Below are 24220 nucleotides of genomic sequence, written 5' to 3' on the forward strand. Positions count from 1 at the left end.
CACAGGATTGAGGATTTTTTCTTGTTAAATGAATGTAAGTAAGGCAAGAGAATTGATTTCATTTACGGATCAGCACGTAATGAAGAGAGATCAGAAAAGGATGCGCAGTTCTGGCCGCATACAGCCTATGGAAGAAGATGGCCGCGTAAAGCGATTGACGAATTGAACGTGCGCGGGGGCTGTAAATCGAAATGATGCGGCTAAACAAAAAGTACGGGATTTGAAACGTTAATGAACGTTTTCAGAACCCGTACTTTTTCATAATAACATCCGTAAATATTTCTCGAAATTCACTCCCGCGACGACTGGCGTCTCGCTCAAATCCGTATCCTGTATCGCGGCAGACAAGAAATTTTCTGCCAGCGTGATAGACTGTTCCAAGTTCATGCCGCGCATGCGGCCGCCCATAAGTACAGAAGCAAATAAATCACCTGTGCCGGAATAGCTTTTGCCATTATATGAAACAGAGCTATAGATCGTATGTGCATCATTAATGTACATGTTGCCGACAGCGGCTTGCAGGCCGGGCGGATTGATGCCTGTGATGATGATTTCAGCGCGGGTTTCCTGCTGCAGCTGCCTGCCTGCTTCTTCAATGGCTTTCAAGTAATTCTTTTCGTCCGCAAAGCGGTGCAGTGCGTCATATGAAGAACCGGCCAGCAGACAGCATTCCGTAATATTCGGTGTTATAATGTCTGCTTGCGCAGCCAGAACTTTCATCTGCTCAAGCAGCCCGTCGGTAAAGTGATTGTATGCTTTCCCTTGATCACCAAGGACAGGATCTACAAGCAAAAGTGTCCCGTCAGTGTAAAACACTTCAAGAAAATCAAAAATGTGGCGAATTTGCTCTTCACCGGTTATGTAGCCTGTATGGATACCGTCAAATGAAGCACCAAGTTTACTCCATTCATCTGTGAAGACAGGGATCGCTCGGGTGAGGTCCTCGCAGAAATAACTTGGATATTCCGTTTGTGCAGATAAAACGGCGGTCGGCAGCGGGCATGCCTGAGCACCCATCACGGAAAGCACCGGGATGGCGGCAGTCAGTGAACACTTGCCGAATGAAGACAGATCTTGTATGACAGCAACTTTTTTCATGAGTACCTCCGTAAACAGCTATGTATTATACGTATCATACCATATAATTTCTATAGTTTTACGGCATATGCACGGGAGCATTCGAGATATACATATCCTTTTGGCCTGCTGTAAAATCTGCTACAATCAACGTACTGCAGCACGTATACTAGGGGGAGAAAAAATGTTTACACAAGAAGAAAAAGACGCAGTCTACAAAGCCATCTACACGAGAAGAGATGTGCGAAGCTTTTTGCCGGATCCCATTCCGGAAACAGCGGTTCGCAGTATATTGGATGCAGCCCACCACGCACCTTCCGTGGGATTTATGCAGCCATGGAATTTCATTTTAGTTTCATCAAATGAAGTGAAAGAAAAATTATCCTGGGCTGCGGAGAAGGAGCGGCGGGCGCTGGCAATTCATTATGAAGGAGAAAAAGAGACTAAGTTTTTAGGTCTGAAAGTGCAGGGCCTAAAAGAAGCGCCGCTGACCATCTGTGTGACATGCGACCCGACGCGCGGCGGATCCCATGTACTCGGACGCAATTCGATCCCCGAGACGGATGTGCTGTCCACAGCGTGCGCCATACAGAATATGTGGCTGGCAGCCTGTGCGGAAGGATTGGCTCTTGGCTGGGTAAGTTTTTACAAGAAAAATGATGTGCGTGACATTTTAGAAATTCCTCCTCACATCGACCCCGTTGCACTGCTGTCGATCGGCTACACGGAACATTATCCGGCCAAACCTATATTGGAATCAGCAGACTGGGAAAAAAGAAGAGTGTTGGATCAGCTGATTTTTGCGGATAAATGGGGCGTGAAACCTGAAGCATAAAATGTAAAGGATAAGTTTCCTATTTTCATAGCTCTGAAGCAAGATAACCCTTCATAGTACAGATGTTTATCGTGTCTGATTGGTGGTTATACTCCTGTTAGAAATGGATACACATCCGTAAAGAAACACATTTTTTTACGGAAAGTACGTTGTGGAGGAGCGATTTACGTGGAGAATAACGAACTTAAACAGAGCGAAGCGGAAATGAATAAGCGGGAAATTCTAACAACACGCCAGGGGCATCCTGTATCAGACAATCAAAATATCCGAACGATTGGTGACCGGGGTCCCGCTACTCTTGAGAACTATCATTTTATCGAAAAAATATCACATTTCGATCGGGAAGAAATACCTGAACGGGTCGTTCATGCACGAGGTTCGGGGGCATTTGGCTATTTTGAAACCTACGGAAAAGTCGGCGGCGAGCCGGTTGAAAAATATACTCGCGCGAAAGTATTTTCTGGTGCCGGAAAAAGAACGCCGCTAGTCGCGCGATTCTCCACTGTACCAGGTGCTAAAGATTCGCCTGAAACAGCCCGGGACCCGCGTGGGTTTGCTGTAAAGATGTATACAGAAGACGGCAACTGGGATTTGGTCGGTAATAATCTGAAGATCTTTTTCATTCGTGATGCGATGAAATTTCCTGATATGATTCATGCGTTTAAAGCGGATCCTGCTTCCAATGTACCGCACCCGCAGCGCATGTTTGATTTTGTCTCCCGTTCGCCGGAATCTATTCATATGATCACGTTTTTATTCTCGCCGTGGGGAATTCCTGCCACCTACCGTCACATGCAAGGCTCCGGTGTGAATACTTACAAATGGGTCAATGACAAGGGCGAGGCAGTTCTGGTGAAGTATCATTGGGAGCCCAAGCAAGGTATCCGAAATTTAACACAGGAAGATGCTGACGCCGTGCAGGCGAAAAACGTCGGGCATGCGACGCAAGATTTGTCTGAAGCCATTGAACGTAAAGAATATCCTGAATGGGAACTGTTCGTGCAGCTTATGGAAGACGGATACCATCCGGAACTCGATTTTGATCCTCTTGATAATACGAAGCTCTGGCCGGAAGAACAGTTTCCCTGGCTGCCCGTAGGTAAGATGGTATTAGACCGCAATCCGGATGATTTTCATATGGATATTGAGCAAGCCGCTTTTGGAACTGGCGTGCTGGTGGATGGAATGGATTTTTCCGATGATAAGATGCTGCAAGGCCGTACATTCTCGTATTCCGATACGCAGCGGCATCGGATCGGCACAAATTACTTGCAGTTACCTGTAAATGCACCGAAAAAAGAGGTGCGGACAAACCAGCAGCGCGGTCAAATGGATTATCGGGATCGGCGCGAAGCAGGGGAGAATCCGCATATTAATTATGAGCCTTCTATGCTCGGCGGATTACAGGAAGCTGCTAGAGAAACGCGTCCCCCGCACAGACCAGCGTACAACGCAGCAGCGATGAGCGCGCCAATTGACCGGCCGAATAACTATGGGCAGGCAGGTGAAACATTCCGCCGTTTCGAAGAGTGGGAACGGGAGGAATTAATCAAAAATCTCTCAGAAGCACTCGCCGCATGCGATGTGCGGATTCAAGAGGCAATGATCGAACATTTCAGTAAAGCAGACGAAGAGTATGGCCGCCTAGTCAAAGCGGGTATTGAAGAGAAAATGAAAGAACTAGAAAGCTCTGCTTCACAGCCGGACGTCCCCGGCCGTGAAGCCGGCCAGTCAAAATTTGGGCAAGGCACGCCTGATTCTTCAAAAGCGGCAGCAGATGCAGCGGATAAAGGCCGTGAAGCAGATCCTTATTGACGAAGAGTCATAAGGCTAGAGACAGCCTCGGTTAACTGACTAAAAATTTGTTGTAAACTTGAGATGTATTACACCTGTATAGGAAACAAACGTTACTGTTCAAGCAATCACGTTTGTATCTTACGCAGGTGTTTTTCTACTACTGCATCAATTTTTTCACTGACTACAGGCAATTCATTAGTTATAAATATTCAGCACTTCTGCTATGACTTGGAAGTACCGTTTTAAAACGAGAATGGAAGTGGCTGTTAACATGTCAGAGATACTATGCAGGCTTTTCCATCAAATAAAAGAACCGGGGAATACAAATTGTATAATCCCGGTTCCTTTACTTGCTACTCCTTATCCTCTGCATATTCTTTAAGGGCTAACAGCCTTTTGTCCCAATATTGCTCAAAGAAGCTAAGCCAGTCCTTTAGCGCAAGCAGGTGATCTATCTGGCAATCAGCAAGACTTTACCGTTAGCTTGCAATATTTCTTAGTTTACCAGGGAAAATGGGTAAATAACTGCGATCTGTATACACAAAACATGCTATTTATTTTGCTAGTAAAATAAATACTTTTTTCTCGATTAAAGTAGTTAAAATATTCGGAATTGCGTTGACAAATTGCTTTTTATACGTAAAATAAGCAGTAGTAAAGATATTCCAATGCGGCCATCTAGAAAAAGGCGCACAAATAAAAACGGTGTTAATTATATGTTTGCATGCACATAGGGGTATGAAGGAAAGCATATAGAATCGCTGTTTCCTCACTGTTATTAACCTGGCAATTACTCGTAGAAAAATACCTGAAAAGAGACCAGCCAGAGAAAACAGATAAGAAAACTTGTGCCCCCTGGACAAATAGACGATCAGGCAGCATGTTCAGAAGAGTGGGTGAAATATAAGGATAAAACAAAATGATAAAACTGGTTTTAATTCAAGTAATGGCTTCACTTATTTGTGTGGCATTGTCGCGGACGACAGATGTTTTTATCTATTTCTGCCTTACATCAACAGCAAATTATACGCTGTAAGTAATTCAGATTCGGGAGTCCAAATGCATGCCTATGAATATCCTGTTGCCAGTCACTTAATTTTGAATAAAACATAGAAGGAAAGGAATGATGTATTGGCTGTATGTTTCTGTTAATCAAAAATCATTTATCTGTCTCTAGTCGGAATCGATTCAACACTAAAAAATCGAGTATGCGGAGGAATAAAAATGAGAAAAAATTATCTGATTTCATTCTTACTGATCTTGACTGTTATTATTTTAGCAGCATGCAACAGCAGCGCTGATGATGGCGAAAAAATAGTTGAAAAAGTCGCAGCAGATGAGAAAGAAAAGATTACGCTGAAACTTGCTACGGCACAAGCTGATACTCACTCTATGACTGAACACGTTTTTAAACCGTTGATGGAAAAAGTAACAGAGCAAACTGATGGTCAAGTTGAATTTGAATTTTATCCTGCAGAGCAATTAGGAAAAGCTGCTGATTTATATGACTTAGTCAGTACCGGCGTAGCAGACATAGGTTACTATGTTGCGGCTTACACCCCTAATGAAATGCCTATTTCAAGCGCATTGCTGGGGATACCGGGCTTATATAAAACTGCTTATGAAGGTACTATGACGTATCATGATTTAATTGATAATAGTCCTATTTTGGAAACGGATTTCCTGAATAATGGCGTCAGACCTATTTTTAATTATGATGCTCCCGGGAACGAATTATGGTCAAAAAAGAAACCTATCAAAACTCCGCAAGATATTAAAGGATTAAAAGTTAGGGTTACAGGCGAAGTGTTAAATCATGCAATGATTGCGCTTGATGCAAATCCAGTAAACATTACACTGTCAGACATGTATGAGGGGTTTGATAGAGGAGTTTACGATGTGTTAAATTTAAATGCTCAATCTACCAGGGATTATGGAATGGCTGAATTGATAAAGTACGGAACTAGAGGAATGGGCTTTGGCAGTGTTGCGGCAGGTTTAGTTATTAATGAGAAAGTGTTTCAAGGATTGCCTGAAGATGTTCAGCAAATCATTCAGCAAGTAGGAGAAGAATTGACAGAGAGTAATGCGATCAGATCAGATGAATATATATCGGAAACATTTGAAAAGTTCACTGAAGACGGCATCGAAGTTTATGAATTGACTGAAGCGGATAAAGAAGCGTGGAATAACTACTTTGCCGAAATTGAAGCGGATTGGGTCGATAAAGTAAATAAACCTGAATTTCAAGAGACGTTAACCGCATTTAAGGAAATTTCAGAGAAGTATCGCTGAGTAAGCTAAAGGTACTAATCGTCGTTTGAGAAATTTTGATTGGCGGGTCATATGACTGTCTGTAAATTCCAATAGGAAACTTGTTTTGATAGTAAGAATCAAGTATGTAAATAATAACTAATTAAATGAACTTATGACGGGGTGAAAAGCTATTACTTATAAAAAAATTCTAGTAGAGAAAACAGGACATCTAGCCTACATTATTATTAACTCGCCAGAGCAGAGAAACGCATTAAGTAAAACAACCCTTACTGAAATAAAGGATGCGCTGGAGAAGCTGCAAACAGATCATGACGCAGGGTGTATAATTTTTACCGGCAAAGGAGAAAAATCATTTGCAGCCGGAGCAGATATTAGCCAACTAAAAAATCGTTCGCCATTGGACGTACTTGCAACCGGCAGTATGCAGGATATATACGATTATATTGAAGCATATGAAAAGCCGACAATCGCCATGATCAATGGATACGCACTGGGCGGAGGATGTGAGCTTGCTATGGCGTGCGACATTCGGATTGCATCTGACAATGCAAAATTTGGTCTTCCAGAATTGAATCTGGGTGTCATACCGGGGGCAGGCGGAACCCAGCGAATGGCCAGATTAATCGGGAAAGGAAGAGCCATTGAATTAATTTTAACCGGCAAAATGATTTCTGCAGAAGAAGCTGAGAAAATAGGGCTGGTTTCAGAGGCTGTCCCTCCTGATCAATTAAAGGAAGCTGTGGAGAGAACGGCAACCCAAATTTTGTCCAAAGGTCCAGTGGCTGTGAAACTCGCAAAAGTGGTTATTCATGCAGGTTTTGATACAGATATGAAAACGGGCCAATTACTAGAGGAATTGGCGCAAGCTATTCTTTTTTCAACGGAAGATAAAAATGAAGGAACTAGTGCTTTCATGGAGAAACGCACTCCTGAGTTTATATCAAAATAGAAAGCACGAACCTCTTCAGTGTACATGCCAAACAGCCTTCTTTGCCGATTATTCAATCGCAAAGAAGGCTGTTTAAGGTTTTCTGCAGGTTGCTTACACGTTCTTTGACCAGAGAATACAATAGATGCATGAGCTGCTTCTTGACCAAGGTACCGAAAAGTTTCTACTATTACTATGAACATTATTGCGAATCAGCCTTCACAATGCTGTTTGAAATCTACAAACATCCGCAGTTGAAACAGTGCCTGTATAAAACCCAGCAGCATACTTATGCAGAAACGAAACAATCCATTACTTGATAACTAGACTGCAGCTGTGAAAATTATATACCAGACACAACGGAAATAGGACTTAACATCCGAGAACTTCTCATGAATGCTCTGCCCCTCTAATTCTACTTTCAGTGTCGTTTATATCAGTGAAATGCGGGAAATTAAAGAAGCAGGAGGGGACGAAATTGCCAAAAATGACAAACAACAACCAGCAGTATGAAGTTAAGCTGGGGAAGCACGTAGTTTTCTTCAACAAAAACTACCGTTATATTTTCATCATCAACGAATTAGTATTAGGGATTATATTTATAGTGGGCAGTGTGTTCTTCTTTTTTGAAACCTTAAAAACTGCCGGAATTATTCTATTCATTGTAGGCAGTGCGCAGCTCTTCATACGGCCGGTATTAAAAATACTTCATGCAACCACGCTGCGGAAAATTAGCCAGTCCAGTCAAGAGCAAGAATGGAGTGAGTAGAGGCGTAAAACAGACAAATAAGATCAGAGAGCAGCTGAGTCATTGGTAAATGTTGGGCGAAAGTGGAAAGCGGACTGGCGAGGAACGAGAAAACCGAATACGAGATATCTCCTTAATTCTTTGCGAACTGCCCGCGCCAATTGGTTTTTTTCGCCAATATCGCTTTCTGCTTTTACAATTTCCGCTTCGTGATCTCCGCGACAGCATGACATCAATCCAATACCTTCCTGGCCCTTAGTTTATTTTTCTCCGGAAATCCGTTCACTCGTATCGACCTCTTGACCCCCTGCCCGCTTTTCAAAAGTTTTGCGCCAGCTTGGAGACAGTTCTTCCACTTCCAGCAAACGGCGAATAGCGTCCAAGTCTTGCTTATCATGATGCATCAGCCGGTTCGCTTCCGCCACTGTAATGCCATGGACGTGACGCGTTAATGGAAATAACATATCCGTTGATGATACCATACCTTCTTGCAGCACACGGAAATAAAAGCCTGTATAGCCCGTGTTTTGTACAAGGAGCGGCATATCCTTCCGTTCATAGACAAGCCCTAATTTGAAACAAGGCTGACGGGGCTGACTCACTTGAACAATCGCTTCACCGAGCTGAAAAGAGTCACCAATACAGACATTTTCCTCTGTCAGTCCTGTGATTGTGAGGTTTTCTCCGAATGCGCCGTACGATAATGTTCTTCCTAACGTTTTTTCCCAATGTGCATAATGCGCAAACGGATACACACAAACGGCTTTATGGACACCGCCATGATGAACAAGATCTCCCTGGCCGTCTCCGGTGAAGTTCACAGAAGATAAAAAAACTGCCTGTTGAATCGGCTTTTTAAAAAAGCCTGTCGTAACAGATTTCTTTCCAAAGTCCTTTTCTTTCGGTTTTCCAACGTTTAACGAAAGAATCTCCGCTTTTTCCATAGATTTCTCCTCCAGTAAAATGTAAATCATCTTTTAGGTAAGTGTATCACTTTCAATGAATCTCGGTAAATATCTCCAGCGTTACACATTCACCTCCACTAAATGTAAAGAGGCTCCCCTGTGGAACAATGCTGCTCCGCTTCTTATCTTTCTATTTCCAAAACACCTTCTCAGTACTCATGATCCGACATTCAATGCTATAATAAACACATTCTATATAACTCACTAGTGCTGTGTAACGATTGATGGAGGGAACCTTACATGAAAACCGATGCAAAACTACAAAAAGAAGCAATGAAAGTCCTTAAAGAGACAAGCCGTACGTTTTATATACCAATCAAACTGCTCGAACCAACTGTCAGAGAAGCGGTTGCGTCCGCATACTTGTGCATGCGCGCAATCGATGAAATCGAAGACCACGAGCAGCTGGACGTCAACATTGTCATCGACTTGCTCAATAACGTCAGCGACATTCTTGATCATACGATCGCAACAGGCGAACCGATGCATCATGCACTCGACAAATTATTCGCACCGCATCGCGAACAGCTGCCTGAAGTGACGCTGCGTCTTGCGGATTGGGTAGATTTCTGCCCGGAGACGGCGCGCAATAAAGTTCTTGAATCCACAGCGATCATGGGCAGAGGCATGGCGAAGTGGGCAGGGAAGAACTGGGTCATTAACACGCGTGAAGAACTGGATGATTATACGTACTATGTGGCGGGGCTCGTCGGCGTGATGCTTGCGGATATTTGGCGCTGGTATGACGGCACGGAAACAGACCGGGACCTGGCGATTGGCTTTGGCCGCGGACTGCAGTCAGTGAATATATTGCGCAATTATAAAGAAGATGCGGTGCGCGATGTGAATTTCTTCCCGAATGACTGGAAACTGCCGGAGATGTTCGCGTATGCAGAAGAGAATTTAGCGCTTGCGGACGCATATATTGAAGATATTCAGACGAAGACAATTTTGAACTTCTGTAATATTCCATTGGCACTTGCACATTCAACGCTGGATGCATTGAAAGAAGGGCGCGAGAAGATGTCCCGAATGGAAGTTGTATCGGTCGTTAACAAAGCGATTCTAAAATAAAAGAACGGCTGACCGGACGAACGGAGGATAGCGATGCTCGATTTGATGATTATTATGCTGGAGCGGGTCGGGATGATTGTGGCAGTCGCTTTCCTGTTGACCCGTTTTCGTTTTTTTCCAAATATGATTCACCAGGACGTATTGGATCGCCGGCAGGAACTGACGGCGATTCTCTTTTTTGGTTTATTCGGTATTTTTGGGACCTATTTCGGCGTGGCACTTGACATGCAGACATTTCATTTTGAAAATATGTCGTGGCAGCTGGAGACCGATGAGGCGATTGCGAACTCGCGGGTAATCGGAGTTGTTGTCGCCGGTTTGCTTGGCGGCTATAGACTTGGGATTGGCGCCGGGCTGATTGCCGGCATTCATCGCATATCGCTTGGCGGATTTACGGCGGTTTCTTGCGGGATCTCAACAATTATTTCGGGTGTGCTGGCGGGTTTCTTCTATAAAAAGGGCAAGCATATCAGCCCGCTCACCGCATTTGCGATCGGCGCAGCTGCGGAGAGTCTGCAAATGGCGCTGATTTTATTCATCTCGGAGCCGTTTGAGAAAGCGTTTGCATTGGTCCAGGCGATCGGATTGCCAATGATTCTCGCCAACGGCATGGGTGCAGCACTTTTTATGCTGATTGCGTATAATGTCATCAGTGATCAAGAGAAAATCACAGCGCTGCATGCCCAAAAAACGTTGCGCATTGCGGATCAGACACTCGCATATTTACGGACAGGCATGCGGAAAGATACTGCTGCAGCTGTCTGCGGCATCTTGATGGACGAGCTGCAGCCGGGCGCTGTCGCGATGACAGATAAAACGGACATTTTGGCATTTGTTGGCCCTGGGGGAAATGTGATGCAAGGTGCCATCCGGACCGATATGACGCGAAAAGTGATTCAGGAAGGCCGGCTGATCGTTACGGATGCCGTAACCCATGCGCATTCGGAAGTGCCCGAGTTTGGCGGAATCGTCATTGCGCCGTTGAAGACGCGCGGCGAAACAATAGGGACGCTGAAATTATTTTATCCTTCACGCAAAGCAATTACAGGCGTGACAATTGAATTAATTGCGGGTCTTGCGGAATTATTAAGCAATCAGCTCGAAATCGCAGAGGCTGATCGTGCGCATCAACTCGCAAAAGAAGCGGAAATTCAAGCATTGCAGGCGCAGATCAGTCCGCACTTCCTGTTTAATTCGATGAATATTATTATCTCCTTAATTCGCACGAACCCTGATGAAGCGCGTAAACTGCTTTCGTCACTGTCATTCTTTCTGCGTCAGAACCTCGAAGGGACGACCGCTAAAATGGTGACGCTGCAGCAGGAACTTGCACATGTCGAAGCGTATTTAATGATCGAAGAAGCGCGCTTCATTGATAAATTACAGATTCGCATCGATGCGGACCCGAACATCATGCAGGTGAAAATTCCGCCCCTGACACTGCAGCCGATTGTCGAGAACGCAATCACGCATGGCATCAAAGATCTTGACGAAAACGCGGTCGTCCATATTTCGATACATGATAACGGTGACACCATTCATATTATGGTGAAAGACAACGGCAAAGGGATCAACTGCGAGCGCCTTGCGCAGCTTGGCCGGCAGCAGGTCCTATCTGAAAAAGGAACAGGACTCGGTCTGTATAATGTGAACCGGCGTCTTATGATGTCATTTGATGAAAAGTCAGGACTTGAAATACAGAGCACGCCGAATGAAGGAACGAGCATTTCATTCCAGATTCCAAGGAGGTGATGAAGCATGCCGCAAATTCGTGCGCTGGTCGTGGATGATGAGCGCTACGCACGTGAAGAACTGATTTATTTGCTGGAACAATGTGACGGAGTGAAGGTGATCGGAGAAGCGGATTCGGGGGAGCATGCGATTGTTAAAGTGATGCAATTGCAGCCGGACGTCGTTTTTCTTGATATCGAGATGCCGAAAGTAGATGGCATGGAAGTGGCGAAGACGCTGAGCGCATTGAAGAAAGTGCCGTATATTGTGTTTGCGACCGCTTATCCTCAATTCGCTGCGGAAGCGTTCCGGATTCATGCGATCGATTATTTACTGAAGCCGTATGATGAAGATCAGCTTCGTCAGGCTGTTGCACGTGTTAAAGAAGCGCTTCAACCGCCGGCGGTCTCAGCCTCACCGAAGCGAATTGACCGTCTGCCCGTTGAGACGGAAGGTGAAATCCACTATTTGCCGATCCGCGACATTCTTTATGTGCACCGGGAAGAGAAATGGACGAAAATCGTCATGGCTTCACGGGAATACGAAACACGTATGACGTTAAAAGAGCTGGAACAGAAGCTGACTCCTTCATCTTTCTTCCGCATTCATAAAAGCTTCCTCGTGAACTTGGCCCATGTCAGCAGTTTGACTCCCTGGTTTAACGGTGCCTATCAGCTGAAAATTGATCAGCGGACCGAAAAATTATCCGTCAGCCGGAATTATGTAAAGGAATTACGTCAGCGTTTAGAAGGCTAAAAACATCTCGCAACCTGTTAATCTCCCGGAGTGCATCTTACTTCGAGATTTTGACATGTTGCGAGATTTTGTCATTAGGCAGGTGTATATCTATTATACTTAATGTAAGCGTTAACATTAGGAGGGAAAGAAGCTATGATTACATTTTTATTTTCGATCGTTTTATTAATCGTCGGATATTTCACGTACGGCAAGTACATCGTCAAAATGTTCGGCGTAAAAGAAGACCGTGCTACGCCAGCGTATACCAGCGCGGACGGTGTCGATTACGTGCCGATGAGCACAAGTAAGAACTCATTAATTCAATTACTTAATATTGCGGGTGTCGGACCGATTTTCGGACCAATCATGGGTGCGCTTTACGGGCCTGTCGCATTTGTCTGGATTGTCGTCGGTGCAATTTTTGCAGGCGCGGTGCATGATTATCTGACGGGGATGATTTCTATACGGAACCGCGGAGCGCACTTGCCTGAACTGGCAGGTAAATTTCTCGGCAAGTTCATGAAACATGTTGTGAATGCCTTCGCACTGTTACTGCTTGTGCTGGTCGGTACGGTATTCGTTTCGGCGCCGGCAGGCCTTCTGTACAATCTGATGGACGGCTGGATGGCATTGGGTATTATCGTTGCACTTATTTTCCTTTATTATATTTTGGCAACATTATTGCCGATCGATAAAGTGATTGGCCGTTTCTATCCGATCTTCGGTGCGCTGCTTGTAATCAGTGCAGTAGGTATCGGCGGTATGATGGTCATTAAAGGTGTTCCGATTCCTGAATTAACATTTGCAAATTTACATCCTGATAATTTGCCTATCTTCCCGTTATTGTTCTTGACGATTTCATGCGGAGCGCTGTCCGGCTTCCATGCGACGCAGTCTCCGATTATTTCCCGGACGACTCAAAAAGAAAGTCAGGGACGCAAGATTTTCTACGGTATGATGATTGCAGAAGCAATTATTGCTATGATCTGGGCAGCGGCCGGTATGGCATTGTTCAATGGTGTAACATTGAGTGAATTGCTGGCAGCTGGCGGACCTGCAGTAATTGTTAGCGAAGTTTCAACGGTTATGCTCGGCGCAGTCGGCGGTACTCTCGCTATTCTTGGCGTTATCATTCTGCCGATCACGTCTGGCGACACCGCGTTCCGCAGTGCACGGATGATCATCGCGGACTATATCAAGTATCCGCAGGCGAAAGTCACAAGCCGTTTGTTGATTGCGGTACCGATGTTTGCCGTCTCGATTGCATTGACGCAAATAGACTTCAATATTCTGTGGCGTTACTTCTCCTGGGCGAATCAGTCGACAGCCGTGATCGCATTGTTTGTAGGAGCAATGTATCTCTTCATTGCCGGCAAGAACTACTGGGTTGCACTCATACCCGGCACATTCATGCTGATGGCCACGACAACGTATATACTGAACGCAGCCATTGGATTTGGGTTGCCGATGAATGTCTCTTATATCGGTGCAACTATCATTTCCATCTTCTTGGTAGCCTTGTTCTTTAATGCGGCGGTGAAAGCACGGGCTGCACAAATTCCGCTTGAGGAAGATATTACAGACTGGGAATCTCCGGAAACGGTTTAATATATGATGGAAGCAGCCTGCTGAGCCTTGATTCAGCAGGCTTTTTCTATGCGATTTTTTGGATATGATATACTTTTCGTACAGGTTTAGACCTAAGTGCACGAATGAAAGAAAAATATAAAAAAAGACGGCAAACACACTAAAAATAACTTAAGTAATAAATAGTGTAATTATACACTATTTGTGTAAAGAGGTGAAAAGCGTTGAATAAGCAGACGGTAATCGACTTAGTGTCACCCCGTATGAAGTTAATTCGGACGGAAATGGACTATACGCAAGATGAGATGGCGGACATTATCGGCATCTCGAAAAAGACCCTCGTACAGCTGGAGAAAGGCCGCCAGGAGTTGGGATGGGCAGTGGCAGTGGTTGTTTGCGCGCTGTTTCGGGAGAGTGCATTGCTGCGCTCGGTTATGGGTGATGATCCGGTGGAATTGGCGGAAATCGCTGTGCATGCGGAGATTCATTCGCGAGAAACGGCGGCCAGCGCTTCCGTGAACTGGTGGATAGAGGTCGGTCAATGGCAGCAATATAAGCTTCAGCAGCACACAGCGGGCGGTCATTACCGCATTATCGGCGAAGGCGGGAAGCGTTTATTCAGTACAGGAGATCGCGAAAAAGCACTTGCACAATTCAAAAAGTATATGGATATTATATAATAGTTATATGAAAATAATTTATGAAAAACAGAAGAAAACCGGCTGTACCCATCAGGAGCCTGCCGGTTTTTCGATGTGGAATAAAAATTTCTGGGTGCCCGTAAATATACCGTTTGTATAGGTCCGCTCTTCAAACTGCACGTAATCATCACTGTCAATCGTCAATACAGTTGTGCAGCGGGTCCCGTAATCTTCAGATGTGATGAATATCGATGACAGCAAGCTTTCGAGTTCTTCACCGACACCGGTATCAGGCAGCTGCTCTGGCGGAAAGCGTTCCGCGCGCTGCATCATAGCGAATAAAATTTCGGGATCAATCTCATTCGTTTGCTGTAAATAATCAGCCAGCAGTGCTTTCGTTTTATTCACTTTCGGCCAAGGGGTATCCAGAAACGCATTACTGAGGCCGTGTGTGCCTGACGTCAGCCGCTTAATAGATTGCCCGATTGTTGAGTAGTAATACAGTTCTTCTGCTGACCCCGCCAGTACATTGCATCCTGCGTAATCACCCCGGTTTATGTGCAGCAGCTCCATGAATTCAGCTGCCTTGACGTCGGATTGTAAATAAGACGACACGATATGACCGCGTGACAGTTTGCCGGTTTCAGGCAATGTAAAGTCACGATAATTTGTCAGCGCAGCCACTTTGCCGCGCTTATTGATGCCAAGCCACGTACCCATCTGCTCCATATCACGTCCGGCAAGAATTTCAGGATGATCACTCCAGAAATTTGCGGGAGCTGTCGAACGTCCGTATGCTTCATCCCGGTTTGCCATCAGAACTAATTTGTACTTCGGATGACTTTGCAGTTGAAAAGCCAGTAAACACATCTCATCCACCCCATTGATCTCTAAATTCAGTATGGCGCTAGTGTATCATGTGCCGTTTTATTTGGCGACTATGTATTTATTCCTTTCATCTTTCAGGCAAACAAAATTCAGTACTGTTTAGTATCGAGTTGAAGTGCTTGAAATTACGCGTTATAATGATTCAAAACGGACAAACAAATGATCAGTTTGTTTGTTGTGCAAAATTTATTAATGGGGTGCTGTTACTATGGGACATACGGAAGCGTTCTGGGAAGCTACGCTGATTGAATTAAAACAAGGATATACAGAGAGCAATAATTCATATGATTGTTTGCTTTGCGGCAAACGAATAGAAAAAGGGGTTATTTATCCATATGAGAACACGCTCTATGAAGCGGAGCGGTTTATGGCCGTGCATATCGAGCATGCGCATCAGTCGGTTTTTGCATACTTGCTTGAACTCGACAAAAAATCGACGGGGCTAACCGGCCACCAAGGTGATTTGCTGCGTTTGTTTTATCAGGGAAAAAGCGATAAAGAAGTACAGGAGGAACTTGAAATTGGCAGTGCGGCAACCGTGCGGCATCACCGCTTTGCACTGAAGGAAAAAGAACGTCAGGCAAAAGTCTTTCTTGCGATGATGGAACTGCTGAAAGAACGCGATGAGTATGAATCCGCTTTTATACCTCCGCATAAAGCGGCCCAGCTGTTTCACGATGATGATCAGTTGGCTGAAGAGGAACAGCACGCGATATTGCGGATGTTTTTCCCAGAAGGAACTGACGGCCGGCTGAATGAAATGCCGGTGACCGAAAAACAGCGGCGCGTTATTCTCCGGGAAATCAGTAAGCGCTTTGACGGTGATGTATCTTACAGTAAGCATGAAATGAATGAAGCGCTTTCAGAGATTCATGAAGATTTCATTACGCTTCGAAATTATTTAACGGAATATGGTTTTTTCGGTCAGACACGCTCAGGCAGTCAGTACTGGCTGAAGTAGGCAGACAGATGCAGCCGCTGATGTTTAGAATTTCAGCTGCCGGGAAGACTAGCAGTAATCATGAAAGGAGCGGAAGTGCATGACTGCAAAAGATACAGTACTGAAAATCTTGGATGAAAGTATGATTGGAACAATGGCGACGGTGGACAATAATAAGCCGTACAGCCGTTACATGACATTCATGAGTGATGGCCTGACTTTGTATACACCCACTAATAAAAAGACGGAAAAGGTGGATGAGCTGGAAGATAATCCGTACACGCACATCTTGCTCGGTTATGAAGGCGAAGGATTCGGTGATGCGTTTGTTGAGTATTCTGGCCGTGTATCTATTTCCGATGATGAAGAACTGAAAAAGAAAATCTGGAACGAACATATGAAGAATTGGTTTGATGGCCCGGAAGACCCGAATCTTGTCATTTTAAAAATTGAACCGGACGCAATCCGGCTGATGAATAAATCAGGAAAGCCGCCGCAGGATATTTCCCTGTAAATAATTAGTATGCTGAAAAAATATATTTTAATAATGTATCCCGGAAGCCAGAGGTCATACTCCGGCTTCCGGGATATTTTTACGTACTGAGCAAGTTAGCCACAAATATACGAAAAACCCGCGAATTTCCATTGATTGACGGCGTCGAAAGAGGGTATACTATCCCGTAAGAACACTTGTTCCTGCGAGGAGTGAAAGCCATATGAAGCCATTGCCTAATAGACAGATTGCCTGTTTGGATATGCGCAGTTTCTACGCCAGCTGTGCAGCCGCAATGGAAGGACTGGATGTGATGAAAACGCCGATTGCGATTATCGGCAATATTGAGCGAAAAGGCGGTGTCGTGCTCGCTGCCTCGCCGCCGCTGAAAAAGCAGTTTGGTATTACGACGGGGATGCGTCTGTATGAAATCCCGAACGACCCAAGCATTCATTTGATTGAACCAAAAATGCAGTTTTTTATAGATGTTTCAATGGAACTGACAAAATTGCTGAATCGCTATGTGCCTAAAGAAGCGATTCATGTGTACAGCATCGATGAAAGTTTTGTGGATTTTACCGGAACGGAACTGTTATGGGGTCCTCTGGATCATGTGATTCGCCGCATACAGGATGAGTTGTACCGGCAATTCCAGCTGCGCTCTGCGTGCGGGGTCGGTCCGAATATGCTGCTGTCAAAGCTTGCGCTGGATCTTGAAGCGAAGAAAACAGGCGTAGCATACTGGACGTATGAAGATGTGCCCGAAAAACTGTGGCCGGTCGCGCCGCTTCATAAAATGTGGGGAATTGGCCGGCGGCTTGAGCGCACACTGGAAGAAATGGGCATCTATTCGGTCGGAGATCTGGCGCAGACACCGCTGGAGAATTTGGAGAAGAAATTCGGTGTGATGGGTAATCAGCTGTATTATCATGCGCATGGCATTGATTACTCGACGCTCGGTTCCGTATTGATCGAGGGACAGGTGAGTTACGGAAAAGGCCAGACTTTGCTGCGTGATTACATAACGACCGATGAAATCCTGACTGTTGTGCTCGAAATGTGTGAAGATACGGCGATGCGTGCGCGGCTTGCGAAAAAGAAAGGGCGTACGGTCCAGCTGTCGTTCGGCTACTCGAAGCACGCGCACGGCGGCGGGTTTCAGCGCAGGAAAACTTTGCCGGAAGCGACAAATGAAACGCTTGCCATCTATCGTGTCTGTCTTGAACTGTTTGAACTCTGCCATGACGGGCGGCCGGTGCGTCATATTTCCGTCAGCCTGACGAATCTTGAAGAGCAAAACAGTTTCCAGCTCAGTTTATTTGACCCGTCAGACTGGAAGCAGCAAAAACTTGGACATGTGATGGATAAATTGCGTGTGAAATACGGATCCACAGCCATCCTGCGCGCTGTTTCGGTTACGCCGGGAGGCACGGCTTACCGCAGAAACAAATTAATCGGCGGCCATTATAAATGAATCACGGGCCGAATATGCTGCTGCAGATTGCCCGCCGCAGTTTGGATATTCGCATTGTATTTCACAAACTGAAATATCCAAGTTCCGTAACTTTCGATAACATAAAAGTTTTGCTAGAATCAAATAGCGAGAGGACTTGTACTATATCATACTGCAGCAAGAGACGTGCAGACAAAAGGAGGAGAGCCGGTGAAAGTATTACTGGATTTACGCTGGTTTTTTTCTGAGCGGAAAAAACAATACAGCATAGGAATTACGGCCCTGATGATTGTCGCCTTGCTTCAACTGGCGCCGCCGAAAATTATCGGCTTCATCGTCGATGCTGTAGCGAAAGATGAACTGACCGGACCGATGCTGACACGCTGGATGATTATCCTCGCAGTGGCGGGTGTGCTGATGTATGTCTTGCGCTATACTTGGCGCGTGATGATTTTCGGATCGTCAGTATATCTCGCGCGTGTCATGAGAGAGAGGCTGTTCACGCATTTCACACGCATGTCGCCGTCATTTTATCAGCGGCGCCGGGTCGGTGATTTGATGGCGCACGCAACGAACGATATCAATGCGGTGCAGCAAACGGCGGGATCAGGAATTCTGACACTTTTCGATTCCATATCTACGGGCGGTTTCGTTATTTTGATGATGGCGATAACAATCAGCTGGAAATTAACGCTGATTGCCCTCTTGCCGATTCCGGTGATGATTTTCCTGACAAGCTATTACGGGCGTTTATTGCGCAGCCGGTTCCGTGTGGCGCAGGAAGCATTCTCTGATCTGAATGATAAAACGCAGGAGAGTATTTCAGGCATCAAAGTGCTGAAGACGTTCGGCCAGCAAAAAGAGGATGTCGAATCATTCACGGCACGTTCAGAGCAAGTCGTGAAAGAAAATATGCGCGTTGCGAAAATTGACGCGCTGTTCGATCCGACGATTGCAGGGGTTTTTGCGATTTCCTACATCTTGTCCTTCTATTTCGGCACGCGTTTCATTTTATCGGGTGAGCTGTCGATTGGGGATCTGGTCGCCTTCACTTCCTATTTAGGACTGCTGACGTGGCCAATGCTTGCGATTGGTTTCCTGTTTAATATTGTCGAACGGGGAAATGCGTCGTACAGCCGGATACAGGATTTGCTTTCGGTTGAGCCGGGAATCCAAGACCATCCGAATGCGGTCAGTCAATTACCGCACGGAGATATTGTGTTTGACGTGGATACATTTACGTTCCCTGATGATACAAGGCCGTCACTCTGTAATTTGCATTTCACGCTTAAACAGGGTGAAACGCTCGGTATCGTAGGGAAGACCGGTTCAGGCAAGACAGCGATTCTTAAGCTGCTGATGCGCGAATTTGAAAACTATACGGGAACGATTACGTATGGCGGAATTCCGATCATGCGTTATAAGAAGGAGTGTTTACGCCAGGCTATCGGCTATGTTCCTCAAGATCATTTCTTATTCTCGACTACACTGGGTGAAAATATCGCCTTTACGAATCCGGCCATTGATCCGGAGAAAATTGTCGAAGCAGCGAAATCTGCACAGATCCACGAAGAGATATTGTCGTTTGAAGACGGCTACAAGACGATTGTCGGAGAACGCGGTGTATCGTTATCAGGCGGACAGCGCCAGCGTGTATCAATTGCACGTGCGCTGCTCATGGATCCGGAGCTTCTGCTGCTCGATGATTCATTGTCCGCAGTGGATGCCCGGACGGAAGAAGCGATTCTGCGTTCGTTGAAAGAAGAAAGAGCTGGCAAAACAACGATTATCACGTCGCACCGGTTAAGTGCTATCCAGCACGCCCACACCATCATCGTCATGGAAGAAGGCGAAGTGGCAGAAATCGGTGACCATGAGACTTTACTTGCGAAAAATGGCGTATATAAGGAAATGTACGATCTGCAGCAATTGGAGTCGATCGTAGAGCAAGGAGGCGGCGCAGATGAATAACAAACTGAAGATGTCCGCCAGAGATCAGTTCAAAACATTTGTACGGTTGGCGAAATATATACTGCCTATGAAGAAAAGCGCCCTAATCGCAATTCTGCTGTTAGTGCTGACGGTGACATCGACGATTCTCGGGCCGCTCGTCATTCAGCGGTTTCTTGATAACTATGTCGTGCCGCTGGAGTTTCCGGCAAAAGACGTGTGGATTATTGCGCTCGTTTATATCGGGCTGCAGCTCGTCAATATTGTCGGGTCGTATTTCCAGACGCTGCGCTTTCAGGAGCTCGCACTCGCGATCATCCAGCAAATCCGGATTGATGTCTTTACGAAAGTCCAGAAGCTCGGGCTGCGCTATTTCGATCAGACACCGGCCGGCGGAATCGTGTCACGTGTAACGAATGATACCGAGTCGATCAAGGAAATGTTCGTCAGTGTGGCGGTTACGTTCATGCAGGCGATTTTCGGGATTGCGGGTGTCTACATTGCGCTGTTCACTCTCGACGGCAGACTTGCGCTCTATACATTGATTCTGCTGCCATTATTCCTGATCCTCGTATCAGTCTACCGCTATTACAGTGCCGACTTCTACCAGGATATACGGGAACGGCTCAGTCAATTGAATGCGAAAATCTCGGAGTCATTGTCCGGCATGGGCATAATTCAGGCGTTTCGTCAGGAAAAGCGTCTGTCTGATGAATTTGTCGAAGTGAATGAGGGGCATTATCGCGCAGGACTGCGAAATATCCGTTTTGACAGCCTGATGCTTGGACCATTTATCGACTTGATGTATGCAGGTGCTATTATTGCTGTGCTGGCGTATTTTGGTTCGGCATCGCTGACGTCTGCAGTAGATGTCGGTATTATCTATGCATTTACTACGCTGCTGAGACGTTTATTCCAGCCGATTCACCAGCTTATGCAGCGGCTGTCCATGTTCCAGCAGGCTATCGTGTCCGCAGCACGGGTATTTGCACTGATTGATGATCCGGAACTTGAGCCGGCACAAAAAGCGCTGTCTGATCAGAAAATCACGGAAGGCACAATCGAGTTCCGTAATGTGACATTCAGTTACGACGGCAAAAATGATGTGTTGAAAAATATTTCTTTCACTGCGAATGCAGGAGAAACAGTCGCACTTGTCGGTCATACGGGAAGCGGAAAAAGTTCAATCATTAATTTGTTCATGCGCTTTTACGAATATGAGCGCGGTGAGATTTTGATTGACGGGGTATCGCTGAAAGAGTATCCAATGGAAGAACTGCGTAAAAAAGTAGGACTCGTCCTGCAGGATCCGTTCATGTTTTATGGCGATATCGCGAGCAACATCCGTCTGCACAATGAAAAGCTGACCGATCAAGATGTACGGTCAGCGGCAGAGTTTGTGCAGGCTGATCACTTTATTAATGAGCTGCCGAATGGCTATCAGCAGAAAGTGACGGAACGCGGCTCGACGCTGTCAAGCGGTCAGCGGCAGTTAATCGCATTTGCGCGGACGATTGCGATGAACCCGAAAGTGCTTGTGCTCGATGAAGCGACAGCGAATATTGATACGGAAACGGAAGTCGCCATTCAGAAAAGTCTATCGAAGATGCGTGAAGGCCGTACAACGATTGCGATTGCACACCGTCTCAGTACGATTGCAGATGCAGAATTAATTCTCGTGCTTCACCACGGCGAAATCGTCGAACGCGGGACGCATACAGAGCTGCTTGCGCAAAAGGGATTGTATTACACGATGTATGAGTTACAGAACGGTGAACAAGAGTAGAATTGCGCGATTGTCAAAAAGATTTCACAATCAAATGAAGCGTAATCTATGCACTTGTTTGGTACGATAGAGTGGGAATGCTGGCGGTTTGCCGGCATTCTACTCGTCCTACTGTTAAAGGAGGAATTTTGTTGGGGACGGATGTTAATATATTCTTTGCGTTTGGAGCAGGTTTCCTAAGTTTCATTTCTCCATGCGTATTGCCACTATACCCGGCCTTTATATCGTACATTACCGGTATGTCACTGGATGATCTGGGAGATAAGAAAAAAGGAATGAGCCGCGCGGGTGTTCTGCATACGCTGTTCTTTTTACTCGGATTCTCGATTGTATTCATAATTCTTGGATTCAGTACATCATTTATCGGATCTATTTTCTTACAGTACCAGGACTTGATTCGTCAGCTGGGTGCGATCTTTATCATCATCTTTGGTCTGATGACGATTGGTGTATTTAAACCCGAATTTCTGATGAAAGAGAAAAAGCTGCAATTTAAAAATCGTCCGGCGGGCTATCTTGGCACGGCGCTGATCGGATTGGCTTTCGCAGCCGGCTGGCAGCCTTGCATGGGGCCGATTATCGGTGCGATTATTTATCTCGCAGCCACCAACCCTGCGTCGAGTATGCTGTATATGATGCTGTATGTGCTCGGATTTGCAATTCCATTCTTCTTCTTGTCATTCTTTATCACAAGAATCGGCTGGATCCGCAGGCACAGTATGAAGATTACAAAAGTGGGCGGCTATTTGATGATCGTGTTTGGTATTTTGTTATTCTTTAATGGAATGGTCTATTTAACTAGTTTGCTTAGCCCGATCTTTGGGGATTTCCAAGGCTTTTAATTTTAATGCAGGCTGATGAGCAGAAAAGAGGTGTAGTATGAAAGAAATCACTTCATTTGATGAATGGCAGGATGTGCTGAAATCAACGCCGCAGTTTTTGTTGTTTGTGAAGACGAATAACTGCTCTGTCTGCGAAGGACTGTATCCGCAGGTGGCGGAACTTGAAAGTGACTACCCTTTCGGCTTTTACCGGGTGAATGCAGCGGAAGTACCGGAAATGGCGGGGCAGTTGGCACTCTTTACCGCACCTGTCGTTTTACTGTTTCACGAGCAGAAGGAATTAGCCCGTTTCGCGCGGATTGTTCCAATGAACGATTTGAAGAAACGTCTCGATGAGCTGGTGCAGTGGAGGGACGCTGATGAATAAGATACAGGGATGGATAGATTATATTTTCACAAGTATTCCATCGATCTATTTGATCATTGGCTCTACGCTGATTTTCATTGTTATGACGACGTTCGTCTATACGATGCGGGCGAAGGCGTCGAATAAGCCGATCCAGGCAAGGAAAATCATCCTTCCGCCGCTATTTATGTCAACGGGGATGCTGATGTTTTTATTCGATGAATTCCAGGTGCCGTGGACGCAAGTGCTAGAAGCCAGCCTGGTCGGGGTCGTGTTTTCAGCTTTTCTAATTTATACAACAACATTCGAGCTGAAGAATGACGGAATCTATCTGAAGAAGTCCAAGGCGTTTCTCATTATTTTACTCGGTTTGCTGGTAATCCGCGCAGTTGGGAAGATTGTGCTCAGCAATTCGATTGATGTGGGCGAGCTTGGCGGCATGTTCTTCATTTTGGCATTCTCGATGATCCTGCCGTGGCGGATTGGAATGCTGCTGAAGTATAAAAAACTGGAAAAATGTATGCGAAAAAAGGAACTGTCTTTGTGACGGTTCCTTTTTTGTATGTGAATGTTGACTTGATGCAAAAAAGGATGACCTATGCGGACATCCTTTTGCTATGTTCAGATAAATAAATGCTCGTACGGCTGAACATCTATTTCCATTTGCTTGAGTTTCTTGCGAAGGAAATTATGGTCGCGCTTGGGAGTAGCGAGAATATAGCCCTTAATAATATGGTCAAATTCAATAGTCTTGGCGCGGTCTTCCAGCGCGATTTCACCGATCTTGGCGCCGATCTTCTGCTTTGCCACGTCACGGAACAGTTCCGGCACAGGCGTGACAAGTTCATTCAGCATGGCTTTCGCTTCGTCATTCCACAAATGCAGGGACTCGTTGACATAATGTTCTTCCCAGTCCAGTGTTGATTTACCGTCTTCTTTCGGCAGCACCTTTAAGAACTTCCGGAACATGAAGAACCCGCCAATGGCGAATAACCCGATCAACACAATACCCCAAAACAGGATGAACCACATAAATAGGTCTTGCACGGTTTTTCACCTCTTCCATTCTATTCTTCATTATAAAAGCATTTGAGAAATATTTCACTAACAAAGTATCCGATTCT

23 protein-coding genes are annotated in these 24220 nt (G+C 45.6%); 19 read left to right on the forward strand and 4 right to left on the reverse strand.

From position 1 onward, the window contains the following. Positions 1-28: 28 nt before the first annotated feature. A complete protein-coding gene (locus tag SporoP33_RS15845; protein ID WP_155961274.1) occupies positions 29-166 on the forward strand; it encodes a hypothetical protein in 138 nt (45 codons plus the stop codon). Between the two features lie 92 nt (positions 167-258). Here the strand turns inward: SporoP33_RS15845 and SporoP33_RS00570 are convergent, their stop codons facing one another. Beyond that, entirely contained in the window at positions 259-1098 is an 840-nt protein-coding gene (locus tag SporoP33_RS00570; RefSeq protein ID WP_081241936.1) for a pyridoxamine kinase, read from the reverse strand. A gap of 163 nt (positions 1099-1261) precedes the next feature. Between SporoP33_RS00570 and bluB the strand changes: the two genes are divergently transcribed. The 5 genes from bluB (at position 1262) to SporoP33_RS00595 (ending at position 7683) form a co-directional block, all read left to right on the forward strand. After that, positions 1262-1912 (forward strand): 5,6-dimethylbenzimidazole synthase, encoded by a 651-nt coding sequence (gene bluB, locus SporoP33_RS00575; protein ID WP_081241937.1) that lies wholly within the window; start codon positions 1262-1264, stop codon positions 1910-1912. Between the two features lie 204 nt (positions 1913-2116). Next, positions 2117-3727 (forward strand): catalase, encoded by a 1611-nt coding sequence (locus tag SporoP33_RS00580; RefSeq protein ID WP_081244697.1) that lies wholly within the window; start codon positions 2117-2119, stop codon positions 3725-3727. 1206 nt (positions 3728-4933) lie between these two features. Further along, on the forward strand, positions 4934-6004 hold the full coding sequence (gene dctP / locus SporoP33_RS00585; protein ID WP_081241938.1) for a TRAP transporter substrate-binding protein DctP: 1071 nt from the start codon (positions 4934-4936) through the stop codon (positions 6002-6004). 205 nt (positions 6005-6209) lie between these two features. Then, entirely contained in the window at positions 6210-6935 is a 726-nt protein-coding gene (locus SporoP33_RS00590) for an enoyl-CoA hydratase/isomerase family protein (RefSeq protein WP_369821961.1), read from the forward strand. 466 nt (positions 6936-7401) lie between these two features. Further along, positions 7402-7683, forward strand: a complete 282-nt coding sequence (locus tag SporoP33_RS00595) for a YrhK family protein (protein WP_081244698.1) — start codon at positions 7402-7404, stop codon at positions 7681-7683. Between the two features lie 239 nt (positions 7684-7922). Here the strand turns inward: SporoP33_RS00595 and SporoP33_RS00605 are convergent, their stop codons facing one another. Continuing rightward, entirely contained in the window at positions 7923-8606 is a 684-nt protein-coding gene (locus SporoP33_RS00605) for an MOSC domain-containing protein (RefSeq protein WP_081241941.1), read from the reverse strand. Between the two features lie 261 nt (positions 8607-8867). Between SporoP33_RS00605 and SporoP33_RS00610 the strand changes: the two genes are divergently transcribed. The 5 genes from SporoP33_RS00610 (at position 8868) to SporoP33_RS00630 (ending at position 14437) form a co-directional block, all read left to right on the forward strand. Next, positions 8868-9701, forward strand: a complete 834-nt coding sequence (locus tag SporoP33_RS00610) for a squalene/phytoene synthase family protein (protein ID WP_081241942.1) — start codon at positions 8868-8870, stop codon at positions 9699-9701. 33 nt (positions 9702-9734) lie between these two features. Continuing rightward, complete coding sequence (locus SporoP33_RS00615; RefSeq protein WP_081241943.1) at positions 9735-11453, forward strand: LytS/YhcK type 5TM receptor domain-containing protein; 1719 nt, start codon at positions 9735-9737, stop codon at positions 11451-11453. Positions 11454-11459: 6 nt separating this feature from the next. Beyond that, positions 11460-12188: a LytR/AlgR family response regulator transcription factor gene (locus SporoP33_RS00620; RefSeq protein ID WP_081241944.1), complete on the forward strand. Its 729-nt coding sequence runs from the start codon at positions 11460-11462 to the stop codon at positions 12186-12188. 135 nt (positions 12189-12323) lie between these two features. Then, the gene (locus SporoP33_RS00625; protein ID WP_081241945.1) at positions 12324-13778 is read left to right on the forward strand and encodes a carbon starvation CstA family protein; all 1455 of its coding nucleotides are present in this window, start codon (positions 12324-12326) and stop codon (positions 13776-13778) included. Positions 13779-13981: 203 nt separating this feature from the next. After that, a complete protein-coding gene (locus SporoP33_RS00630) occupies positions 13982-14437 on the forward strand; it encodes a helix-turn-helix transcriptional regulator (RefSeq protein ID WP_081241946.1) in 456 nt (151 codons plus the stop codon). 51 nt (positions 14438-14488) lie between these two features. Here the strand turns inward: SporoP33_RS00630 and SporoP33_RS00635 are convergent, their stop codons facing one another. Beyond that, positions 14489-15268: an NRDE family protein gene (locus SporoP33_RS00635; protein ID WP_081241947.1), complete on the reverse strand. Its 780-nt coding sequence runs from the start codon at positions 15266-15268 to the stop codon at positions 14489-14491. A gap of 226 nt (positions 15269-15494) precedes the next feature. Between SporoP33_RS00635 and SporoP33_RS00640 the strand changes: the two genes are divergently transcribed. The 8 genes from SporoP33_RS00640 to SporoP33_RS00675 all read left to right on the forward strand — a co-directional run bounded on the left by SporoP33_RS00640 (position 15495) and on the right by SporoP33_RS00675 (position 23643). Then, positions 15495-16247, forward strand: coding sequence for a DUF2087 domain-containing protein (locus SporoP33_RS00640; RefSeq protein ID WP_081241948.1), 753 nt, complete (start codon positions 15495-15497; stop codon positions 16245-16247). A 79-nt stretch (positions 16248-16326) separates the two neighbouring features. Then, the gene (locus tag SporoP33_RS00645; protein ID WP_081241949.1) at positions 16327-16740 is read left to right on the forward strand and encodes a pyridoxamine 5'-phosphate oxidase family protein; all 414 of its coding nucleotides are present in this window, start codon (positions 16327-16329) and stop codon (positions 16738-16740) included. Positions 16741-16942: 202 nt separating this feature from the next. After that, positions 16943-18193, forward strand: coding sequence for a Y-family DNA polymerase (locus SporoP33_RS00650; RefSeq protein ID WP_081241950.1), 1251 nt, complete (start codon positions 16943-16945; stop codon positions 18191-18193). 189 nt (positions 18194-18382) lie between these two features. Further along, on the forward strand, positions 18383-20143 hold the full coding sequence (locus SporoP33_RS00655; RefSeq protein WP_081241951.1) for an ABC transporter ATP-binding protein: 1761 nt from the start codon (positions 18383-18385) through the stop codon (positions 20141-20143). Beyond that, positions 20136-21908 (forward strand): ABC transporter ATP-binding protein, encoded by a 1773-nt coding sequence (locus tag SporoP33_RS00660; protein WP_081241952.1) that lies wholly within the window; start codon positions 20136-20138, stop codon positions 21906-21908. Before SporoP33_RS00655 ends, SporoP33_RS00660 begins: the two co-directional genes overlap by 8 nt. Before the next feature lie 131 nt (positions 21909-22039). Then, on the forward strand, positions 22040-22750 hold the full coding sequence (locus SporoP33_RS00665) for a cytochrome c biogenesis protein CcdA (protein WP_081241953.1): 711 nt from the start codon (positions 22040-22042) through the stop codon (positions 22748-22750). A gap of 37 nt (positions 22751-22787) precedes the next feature. Next, positions 22788-23117: a thioredoxin family protein gene (locus tag SporoP33_RS00670; RefSeq protein ID WP_081241954.1), complete on the forward strand. Its 330-nt coding sequence runs from the start codon at positions 22788-22790 to the stop codon at positions 23115-23117. Beyond that, positions 23110-23643 carry a CcdC family protein gene (locus tag SporoP33_RS00675; protein WP_231293269.1) on the forward strand — a complete coding sequence of 178 codons (534 nt, stop codon included), beginning with the start codon at positions 23110-23112 and terminating at the stop codon, positions 23641-23643. The genes SporoP33_RS00670 and SporoP33_RS00675 overlap by 8 nt, the downstream gene beginning before the upstream one ends. Positions 23644-23717: 74 nt before the next feature. Here the strand turns inward: SporoP33_RS00675 and SporoP33_RS00680 are convergent, their stop codons facing one another. Continuing rightward, positions 23718-24128: a DUF2621 domain-containing protein gene (locus tag SporoP33_RS00680; protein ID WP_081244700.1), complete on the reverse strand. Its 411-nt coding sequence runs from the start codon at positions 24126-24128 to the stop codon at positions 23718-23720. Positions 24129-24220: the final 92 nt, after the last annotated feature.

Source organism: Sporosarcina sp. P33, from assembly GCF_002077155.1.
Lineage (GTDB): Bacteria > Bacillota > Bacilli > Bacillales_A > Planococcaceae > Sporosarcina.